The sequence below is a fragment of the Trichlorobacter thiogenes genome (assembly GCF_900167465.1).
Lineage (GTDB): Bacteria > Desulfobacterota > Desulfuromonadia > Geobacterales > Pseudopelobacteraceae > Trichlorobacter > Trichlorobacter thiogenes.
Window position 1 is genome coordinate 139,583 of record NZ_FUWR01000009.1, and the last position, 10,316, is coordinate 149,898.

Sequence of the window (10,316 nt, forward strand, 5' to 3'; positions counted from 1 at the left end):
CGTTTTTCTATTTTTAAGATTTCCTCTGTGCGCCTCAGTGTCTCTGTGCGAGGCCGCTTTTAAAGGAGTTTTCAATAGCATGACCTTTTCCGAAGGCAATCCAACCCAATACTCCACCTCATTACTCCGCTCTTTCCAAATTCAACTCCGGGTGATCGGTGCGCTGCTAATGCGTGAAATACTTACCCGCTACGGTCGGCATAATATAGGTTTTTTATGGGTTTTTGGGGAGCCAATGCTGTTTACGCTTGGAATTACGATTATTTGGAACTTAATGAACGTCACGCATGGCAAAAATGTGTCTATTACTGCTTTTGCAATAACCGGTTATTCATCTCTACTACTTTGGCGTAATTGCAGTAACCGTATAATTAAGGCTATTGAGGCCAATCATAGCTTGCTTTACCATCGTAATGTGCGGGTATTTGATGTTTTTGCTGCACGCCTTCTTCTTGAAATTGCCGGCGCCACCGCATCTGCAATTGTCTTGACGATATTATTTGTTCAAATAGGGTTAATGCAGGCCCCTGCAGATATTATTATAGCTCTTATAGGCTTTCTATTACAGGCTTGGTTCGCATATTCTCTCAGCTTGATTGTAGGTGCTGCATCAGAACGTTCTGAATTTGTTGAACGTGTGTGGCACATAGTTACCTATCTTGCCCTTCCTTTTTCAGGGACATTTTTTATGGTTGATTGGTTACCCAAATCAGTTCAAAAATATATAATGTGGGTTCCAATGGTGAATGGTACGGAAATGATAAGGCATGGTTATTTTGGTTCAACTATTAAAACACACGAAAATCCTGTTTATTTTACACTCCTTAATTCGGTTCTGTTTTTAATCGGCTTAGCCATGGTAAAAGAGTGTGGGCAGCGAGTGGAGCCGGAATGATTGTTCTTGAAAATGTTTCTAAAGTTTATAACACACGCCAAGGTCCAAGGATTGTACTTGATAAAGTCAACCTGCGTATTTCACGGGGCGAAAAATTAGGTGTCTTGGGACGTAACGGAGCCGGTAAATCGACTCTTATCCGTCTTATTAGTGGGGCAGAACTACCAACATCTGGGCATATTCATAGAGGAATGAGTGTTTCGTGGCCATTAGCATATGGCGGTGCATTTCAGGGGAGTCTCAGCGGACTTGATAACGTACGGTTTGTTTGCCGTGTTTATGGTGTTGAGATTGAGCCAGCAATTAAGTTCGTGGAAGAATTTTCTGAGCTAGGTCTATACCTTCGTGAGCCTGTAAAAAAGTATTCCTCCGGTATGAGGGCTCGTCTAGCATTTGGTATCTCCATGGCTATTGAATTTGATTGCTTTCTTGTTGATGAAGTTGTCGCAGTTGGCGATAGTCGTTTTCAAGATAAAAGCCGTGTAGAACTCTATGACAAACGTGGAGATAGGGCAATGATTATAGTTTCCCATAATTCTGAATATATCCGGGAGCATTGCCAGCATGCTGCAGTATTGGTAGCTGGGAGATTGTACTCATTTGAACATGTTGATGAGGCCTTTGCATTCTATCAAGAACATTCAGTGGAAATCTAAGTGCAAGGATTAAATGAGTTGAATCCATACCGCAAACGCATAATTGTTGTTTTAGGAATGCACCGCAGTGGCACCAGTATGGTTACGTGCGGTCTTAATGCTCTTGGAGTTGCACTAGGTGACAGGTTAAATCCGCCAGCAGCTGGAGATAATGATAAAGGTTTTTTTGAGGATTTAGACGTTCTTGAATTGAATATTCAAATGCTCCAAACGCTCAAAATTGATTGGCATTATCTTACTCCTGTTGAGTCTATTGATATAGATATATTGAATAATCATGGTTTTTTTTCCAAAGCTGTGGAGTTGCTAAGGTATAAAACTGCTGATTTTCCCGTATGGGGGTTTAAGGACCCACGTGTGGCCAAATTAATTCCCTTTTGGAACCGGGTGTTTGCACATTGCGGTTTTGATGTAGGATATGTTCTTGCAATTCGGAACCCGTTAAGCGTAGTAAAGTCACTGTTGAAACGTGATAAATTCAATCCAGAAAAATCTTATCTGTTATGGTTAGGTCATGTTCTGTCCAGTCTGTTACACTCAAAAAATTACCGACGCACACTTATTGATTTTGACAGTTTTATACAATACCCGCAAAAAAATCTGGAACAAATTTCATCGCGCCTTGACTTGAGTATCAACCCACACATCGTGAAAGAATATTTAAATGATTTTCTGGATGAAAGCCTTCGCCATTCAGTTTTTTCAGTAAATGATTTGGCAATTGATCAAGCTTGTCCACCGCTTGTACGCGAATTATACGCATCGCTGTTGGAGGTGTCTTGTGATAACAGCCGGATGGACGTCTCGAATTTTCATATAAATATTTCCCAAAGGTTGAATGAATTTGATCGTCTCAAATCAACCCTGCGTTGGATGGATGATCTTTGGAACGAGGCTTCGGCTCTCAATCTAGTGATTGAAGAGCGCAACACACAGATTGAAAATTTGAATCACACTGTGACAGAGAGCAACACACAGATTGAAAATTTGAATCACACTGTGACAGAGCGCAACACACAGATCGAGAATCTAAATCACACTGTGACAGAGCTCAAACACACCCATCATCAACAACTATTAGAAATATGTCAAACGCTCGATCAAAAAACGGTCGAGCAGAGATCCCAATTAGCCGAATTCGAGCAAGCTTATAAGATTCAGTTGGAAGCAAATCAACGTGAACTGCACGATCTGGTATCTCAAATGAAGGAAGTGCAAATTGCAAATGAAAAAGTAGCTAATCAGCTTTGTAGCAGACTCGACGATATGCACTCCACGAATTTTTGGCGCTGGTCAGCTCCATTTCGAAGCTTTGCTGAGTTCTTAGGGAAAAAAAAACTGCTGATTTAGAGTCTACTTTGCCAATAACTCAGACCGAACCATTAAAAGTCCCATTGACAGGTTCTTTTTACCAAACTTCCCCCCCCTTACAGGCCGATTCAATGACAGATAATAGGGCTTTTACTATGAAAACAAGCCATCACGATTGTGTCGCTGATACATTAGAAAAGTTACTTTCCTATGATGACGAAGACTTCATTCGTTCATCATATCTTACACTGCTTGGACGCGAGCCTGATCCAGATGGACAGGCTTACTATCTTGCACGTTTACGAGCCGGTATCAGTAAAATTGAAATACTTGCCTGCTTGCATTTGAGTGAGGAAGGGAGAATCTGGGGAGCAGAGCTTATCGGCTTGAAAGACATTATTTTACGTCATCGCTTGCTAAAAATTCCTGTGCTGGGCTCGGTGTTGCGCCTTGCAGGAATAAAACCTGTCGGAAGATCAATTCAACAAAAAATGCAGTCTAATAAAACCAGACTATCCCCTAATGCAGTAGATACATTAGAGGAGTTAATGTCATATAACGACGAGGACTTCATTCGTTTTTCATACCTTACGCTACTTGGTCGTGAGCCTGATCCAGAAGGGTGCGCGTACTATCTTGCACGTGTAAGAGCCGGTATCAGCAAAATTGAAATTCTTGCCTGCTTGCATTTGAGCAAGGAAGGGAGAGCCTGCGGAGCTGAGCTTACCGGCTTGAAAAGCGTTATTCGAAGTTATCGCATGCTAAAAACGCCTGTGCTTGGCTTGGTATTACAATTCGTTGGAACGAAACAGACAAGAGTAAATATTCAACAGCAATTACGCTCCATAGACAACAAACTATATCTGGCAGATGTGCGGATGCAACAGTGTTTTACTGAAGTGAACGAATTGCTTCGCAAATTGGCACAGGGGAGTGAAAATCAAAAGTTAGTTCTGGCAGGTCACTCGGAAGAATCTACAACCAACAGGCGCTCCACCATACTTGCTCAGGTTCGCCAAACCATTCTATCTCGTGAAAATGACGATCATATTAATAATACTCACAGCTTTAAAAAAAATAATCAGCAAACATGCGCTGACAATTGCATGGAACATGTGCATCTGCCCCCTGTTTCTGACGCTGTCACCCATAACCGGAGTATATCGCACCCGAGAATTCTTTGGGTCATTAACGGATCCGACATGCAGACGCAGAAATACAGGGTGTTTAATTACTCCGCTGAATTTGTCTTACATGGCGTCCAATCTGAAATCGTCATGGATGCCAACTTACTTGATATCCAGCCGACAAACTTTGATATCGTAATACTGAACAGAATCGCTGCAAGCGAAAACAGCCGAAGATTGATCAGTGTCTGCAAAAAAGTAGGCATACCAATTGTCTTTGATATTGATGATCTCGTTTTTGACCCTGACCGGATTGAATTGCTAAGATTTGTTAAAAACCTTGATTCAGCTCAACAAGAGCAACTCAAAAATGGATTTGGGCTCTGGAGAGAAACATTACTTAGCTGCGATGCGGTGACTACATCGACATTTGCCTTATCCAAGGAAGTAAGAAAACTTAATATTCCATCGTTTGTATTGCCAAATACGATAAGCAGAGCAGATTGTGATGAGTTTAGTAAGGTTAGCTGTCAATCTTCTAAAACAAATAGAACCGGAACCCGTATCGGCTACTTTAGTGGTACAAAAACTCACCAAGAGGATTTTAAAGTTTGTGCTCTTGCGCTGTCTAAAATTCTGGGTGAGTTTCCAACTGCTGAATTATTAGTAGTCGGGCATTTGGACATACCCGGTGAACTCCAAAAGTGTGCTAGCCAAATAGTTGTTCATCCTTTAATGTCACATGCTGAGATGCTTCGTTGTCTTTCTAGCGTGGATATCAATCTGGTGCCGTTGGAAATGAATAATGCTTTTACTGATTGTAAAAGTGAATTGAAAATATTCGAGGCCGCAATATTTGGTATTCCGAGCGTCGCTTCGCCAACCTCCACATTTTCAGCTGTCGTGTCGCATGGCGATAATGGCTTGTTGGCTGAATCATCTGAGGAGTGGTATGTTTTACTCAAGCATCTCATCGTTGACATCAATGATCGAATGCGTATGGGACAACGGGCAAAAGAATATTTGATGCGACGTTTTTCGATCCCTACAGCAATTCAAGAAGCCAAGGTGCTGTACAACAGCCTGATCAATAATCGTACCCCGCACATGAATGCGTTGGAGGTGTCTGAAGCAGATTGGCAATCTACTGTCCCTTTAGTTACTATCATCGCAATACTCTATGGCAAGCAAAATGAGGTTCGTTACTTCCTGGAATCATTGAGGCGACAGGATTTTCAGGGGCTATTCGAAGTGTTATTGGTAGATGATATGAGTACTGATAACTCTGTTCGCATTGTCGAGGATTTTGTTTTCCAGATGAACAAGGCGAAGCAATTCGCTGCCCAAATGAAAGTTAGAATTATCAAAAATACGAGTAACCTTGGAAACTGCGCCAGCCGTAACCGTGCAATTGCTGAAGCGAACGGTAATGTCATCATAGTCATTGATGCGGATTGTATGGTAAATAGGTCATATGTATTTGAACACTATCGGGCTCACCAGCATGGAGATTGTGATGTCGCAATTGGGCCGATGAACATCGAAACATTTGATGCAGACCCATACAGTGTTTTAGGGCGGCATGAGTCAGATAGAACGCTTCGTATTAGTCTGGCTGAGTTGCAGGACCCCAAAAATCCCGATAGCTTCGTTAATTGTATTACACGCAATTTTTCGATTAGTAAGCAATTTCTCACAATTGGGTTATCTGATAATTTGTTTGATGAAAGATTTGGTTACTCTGCTGATCCCAATTCTGGCTTTGGGTGGGAAGATGTTGAAATGGGATGCAGGCTTTACAAAGCAGGTGCCCGTATTCGTTTTTTACCAGAGACTTTTTCAATTCACGTCAGTCACCCGTCAACAACTGATGAGGGTATTAAGGCCTTTCGCTCTTTAAAGAATTATAGGCGGTTGCACGAAACCCATCCAGATCTAGTATTGCTATCTCGTCAATGGGGTATAAAGACATATCAGGCGATTATCAATTGGACCGGTGCAAGCGCTGACAAGCTGAGTAACAACGATGATTATTCCTATCTAGAAGGGACGTTCGACCGTTACCGTCGCTCCCCAATTACTGCACAAAGTCATCGCCCATTGCGAATATTGACGTATCGCTGGCATTGTTCGCATCAATATGAGCTTTATCGATCCGGCCATGACTTTACACTTGCCACCGGTACCGGTACAGGGCTGTGTGAAAGTTGGGAGTGGGATAAACGTCCGATGCCTCAAAATGCAAATTTTACTCGATTTGACGAAATTAATCCAAAAGACTACGACTTGGCAATTCTTCATTTCGATGAAAACGTACTGCACCCTGAAAGATGCAACGGAAAGGTTCCCCTCGATTGGGGGGCAACATTGCGGAGTTTCTTAGATAATGTGAATTTGCCAAAAGTAGCAATATGTCATGGAACGCCACAATTTGTTGGTCAATACAACTCAGCATACACCAATCCAGATTTAGGAGCTGTATATGAAGATTCACGGAAAGAATTAGTTGAGCTTTTCCATGATATTCTGGTGGTGTGTAATTCGCATCAGGCGTGCCATGAATGGGGTTTTAAAAAATCAACGGTGGTCTGGCACGGGTTCTCTCCTCACGATTATCCCATGGGAACAGGTGATCGCGGTGTTTTGACAATGCTTTATGCTGCGTTAGAAAATCGACCGCATTATAATGGCTTGTTTGTTTTTAACCATGTTCGAGAGTGCATTAAAGGGGCGATGGAAATCAATGTACTAAAGGTGCCAGAACCACCATTGAGTTATAAACAAGGTTCTCGAGAGTGGTCTGAATCTAAGTTTCTGAATTACAGCCGTGAAATAGGATCTTACTCTACCTATTTAAACACAACATTACGCTCACCCATGCCGCGTTCCCGTGGGGAAGCTATGATGGCAGGACTTGTTTCCGTCAGTATGCGTAACCATGATGTTGACTTATTTATTCGCAATGGGGCCAACGGTTTCTTTGCGGACTGTCACGATGAGTTGTCGGACCAGTTACTCTTTTTGGAAAAACATCCTGCTGCCAGAAAAAAAATGGCGGCAGCCTCCAGGCAAACAGCTCTGGATATATTTAACCAAGACCGTTACCTCGCTGAATGGTCAAAAATATTTAAACAAACTGTCGGATAAGCAGGATATTGATTTTTACTCAACTATAATACTTAGGTCGATTGAGCCGGATTACTTTTGTAGAGGTTAGGTGATAAATGTGTGGATTTGCAGGTGCTATTTGGAAGAAAACCGCTCCCCATTTTGACAAGAAAAAGGAGCTGTTACGCATTTTTGAAAACGGACTACTTCATCGGGGGCCGGACGAGCGGGGTGTCTACATTGGCCAATCATTCGCCGTAATACATCGACGGCTTTCAATAATTGACATTGCACAAGGACAACAACCAATGTTGTCAGAGGATGGAAACGTAGGCATCGCCTATAACGGTGAAGTATACAATTTCCAAGAGCTGCGTACTGAATTACAAGCAAACGGATATATTTTTAAAACCAATTCTGATACAGAGGTAATATTACAATTATTCCTTGAAAATGGTGTCAATTGTTTTGCACGCTTGGATGGGATGTTTTCTATTTTTATTTGGGATACGCATGAGAATGCAAGTGGTGTTTTCTATCTGGTTCGCGACCACTTAGGAGTTAAGCCTCTTTACGTCTACGAAGATAATGAACAAATTGCCTTTTCTAGCGAATTGAGGCCGTTACTCGCTATCCCAGGAGCGGACTTAAGCCTTAATCCGTTTGGACTCCAGTCTTATCTGACATTCAGATATACGCACGCACCTGATACTATTTTTAAGAATATTAGAAGAGTTGCTGCTGGAAATGTTTGGACCATATCAGGGGATTCGGTTTTCCAAAACCGTTTTTGGGACCTTCCAGCACCCTTGCGCCATGAGCGCATTACAGCCGACGAAGCCTCCGAACGACTCTATGAATTACTGCGTGCTTCGGTAAAAGTTCAACAGGTTTCCGAGGTCCCGGTCGGTCTATTATTAAGTGGTGGACTTGATTCAAGCGTAATTGCTCGCCTTTGCTGTGATATTGGAGTGCATTTAAAAAGTTTCAGTATTGGATTCCCTACTATAAACGAGTTCCAGTATTCACACGAAGTAGCGGATGCATTTGGATTATCTCACACTACGGTTGAAACTTCCCCTAAGGCTATCATTGAACGTTTTGAAACGGTTGTCGATGCAATGGATGAACCGATAGCTGATCCAGCTTGTTTTCCGCTCCACATCTTATGCGAAGAGATCAAAAAAAATGTTACCGTAGTCCTTTCAGGCGAAGGGGCTGACGAGATGCTGGCTGGGTATCCACAGTATGGTTATGTTTACAATGCGTCGGCTGACACGTCCGACTCTCATTTTGAGCGTTTTTTGCACCACAGCTGGTATTTTACGGAGGAATCAACACCCATCAAAGCTGACTTGGATCCGACCAGGTTGTGGCGACATAAATCTTATTTTTCCGAACGTTCGTTGCTTTCAGGAATGCTTGCCTATGATCTTAAAACATGGCTGCCAGAAAACCTAATGATGAAAGCGGACAAAATACTGATGTCGCACTCATTGGAGGGAAGATTTCCATTTCTCTCCAAATCTGTAGTTGAATTTATCAGTTCTTTGCCAGAAAGTTTCAAAATGAACGATACTAATGGCAAATGGCTGTTGCGCAAAACTTTTATGACACAGTTGCCAAAAACAATTATTACACGCCCCAAAATGGGCTTTTCCGTGCCAGTAGACTTACTTGTTCTCGAACTGAAAGAACGTGCCTATTCGCTTATTTCTGATTTGGAGACTAGGGAGCCTGCTGTACTACTAGACCTTCCTGAGATTCGTAGGAAATTTGAAGCACATTACTCAGGGGCGCAACCGAATGCGCTTTGGGTATGGACTTTACTGGTTTTACTACAATGGTTTCGGAATAGAATGTTTTAGTGTTGGGAGAACTATATTAATGAATATACAATTGCGCAATCGCAATGCTCTTGCAACGGCTCATTTAAGTGGCTCGGGAATTGAGATAGGCGCCTGCCACTTGCCATTAGCATCTCATCACTTGAATGTTAGGTATTTGGATAACATGACCCGGGATGAGCTAATAAACGGTGTTGACTACATTACAGAAGAACAAAAACGTTCGATTGTTCATACCGATATTATTGATGATGGCGAGTCGCTTTCAAGGAGCGAGTTGCATGATGAGTCATTGGATTTTATCATTGCAAATCATTTCATTCAATACTGCGCAGATCCTATTAAAACAATACTGAATCATTTAACAAAGCTTAAAATTGGTGGTGCCCTTTATTACGCTATTCCCGATAAGAATAATACATTTGATAAATCTAGAAACAATACTACTGTGTTGCACCTGATTGACGAATACGAAGGGCGCACTGACCCTTATGATTTGACGCACTACCATGATTGGGTTTTTCACGTAGATACAATTACATTTCAAGAGGATATCACTAATAAAGCTATACTGCTAAAGAGTGTGAGAAGTGGAATTCACTTTCACGTATGGGAAGCACACACGTTTATTGAGTTTCTTAGTGTAGTGCAGGCTCTGTCCGGAGAATTTGTTGTCGAACGTTTTTTCCCAAATAACGGAAATGAGTTTATAGTTGTTATAAGAAAAATAAGTCGTTTTTAAGACGATAGTGATGAAGTTAATTTGCTGATTTTAAATTGTTTTTTAGTTTCGCATAAATTAACCCCGATATTATCAATTTCTTTCAGTTCCATCCGCGCAAATTTTTGATCTTTTGACGAACTAAGAGGCTTAATAAATGACATTAAATATTGCTTCTCGGAATGACATAGGAGAACTTTTTTGCAAGGGGGAAGGCCTTGAGATTGGTGCAGGATGCTTACCTACATCTGTAGCAAAGGGCTCCGTTATTCACTTTGCAGACAAGCGTACTCCCGATGAATTGCGTACTTACTTTTCAACAAACGATATAGTGAACGTTCAAAGTCTCAGCGTTTTTGAAGGGCAGGAGTTTGATTTTGTAATAGCTCATCACGTTCTTGAACATTCAGCCAACGTAATTCAAACACTTATACATTGGATATCATTTGTTAAGGACGGCGGTATTTTATTTCTTAGTCTGCCGAATAGGCATATTACTCCTGATGCTTCGCGCTTGTTAACACCGCCGACACATTTTCTTTTGGATTACGCTTACCAAATAACTGAAGATGATTACGAAAGCAGGGAACATATTTGCAGTTTTCTCTGGGGCTGGATAGATGTAGGGGGACTTGAAGGTAAATCAAAATT

At 41.7% G+C, this 10,316-nt stretch carries 7 protein-coding genes; all 7 read left to right on the plus strand.

The window, feature by feature from the left end; all coding sequences use genetic code 11:
• Window positions 1-79: 79 nt before the first annotated feature.
• The gene (locus B5D39_RS09560; protein ID WP_078790237.1) at window positions 80-895 is read left to right on the plus strand and encodes an ABC transporter permease; all 816 of its coding nucleotides are present in this window, start codon (window positions 80-82) and stop codon (window positions 893-895) included.
• The gene (locus B5D39_RS09565) at window positions 892-1,551 is read left to right on the plus strand and encodes an ABC transporter ATP-binding protein (RefSeq protein ID WP_078790238.1); all 660 of its coding nucleotides are present in this window, start codon (window positions 892-894) and stop codon (window positions 1,549-1,551) included. Before B5D39_RS09560 ends, B5D39_RS09565 begins: the two co-directional genes overlap by 4 nt.
• Window positions 1,552-2,901: a sulfotransferase family protein gene (locus B5D39_RS09570; protein WP_078790239.1), complete on the plus strand. Its 1,350-nt coding sequence runs from the start codon at window positions 1,552-1,554 to the stop codon at window positions 2,899-2,901.
• Between the two features lie 116 nt (window positions 2,902-3,017).
• A complete protein-coding gene (locus B5D39_RS09575) occupies window positions 3,018-7,136 on the plus strand; it encodes a glycosyltransferase (RefSeq protein WP_161947468.1) in 4,119 nt (1,372 codons plus the stop codon).
• A gap of 77 nt (window positions 7,137-7,213) precedes the next feature.
• Complete coding sequence (asnB, locus tag B5D39_RS09580; RefSeq protein ID WP_078790241.1) at window positions 7,214-8,965, plus strand: asparagine synthase (glutamine-hydrolyzing); 1,752 nt, start codon at window positions 7,214-7,216, stop codon at window positions 8,963-8,965.
• 19 nt (window positions 8,966-8,984) lie between these two features.
• A complete protein-coding gene (locus B5D39_RS09585) occupies window positions 8,985-9,686 on the plus strand; it encodes a hypothetical protein (RefSeq protein ID WP_139366743.1) in 702 nt (233 codons plus the stop codon).
• Window positions 9,687-9,822: 136 nt separating this feature from the next.
• On the plus strand, window positions 9,823-10,316 hold a 494-nt coding region (locus B5D39_RS16795), incomplete at its 3' end, for a class I SAM-dependent methyltransferase (protein WP_139366744.1).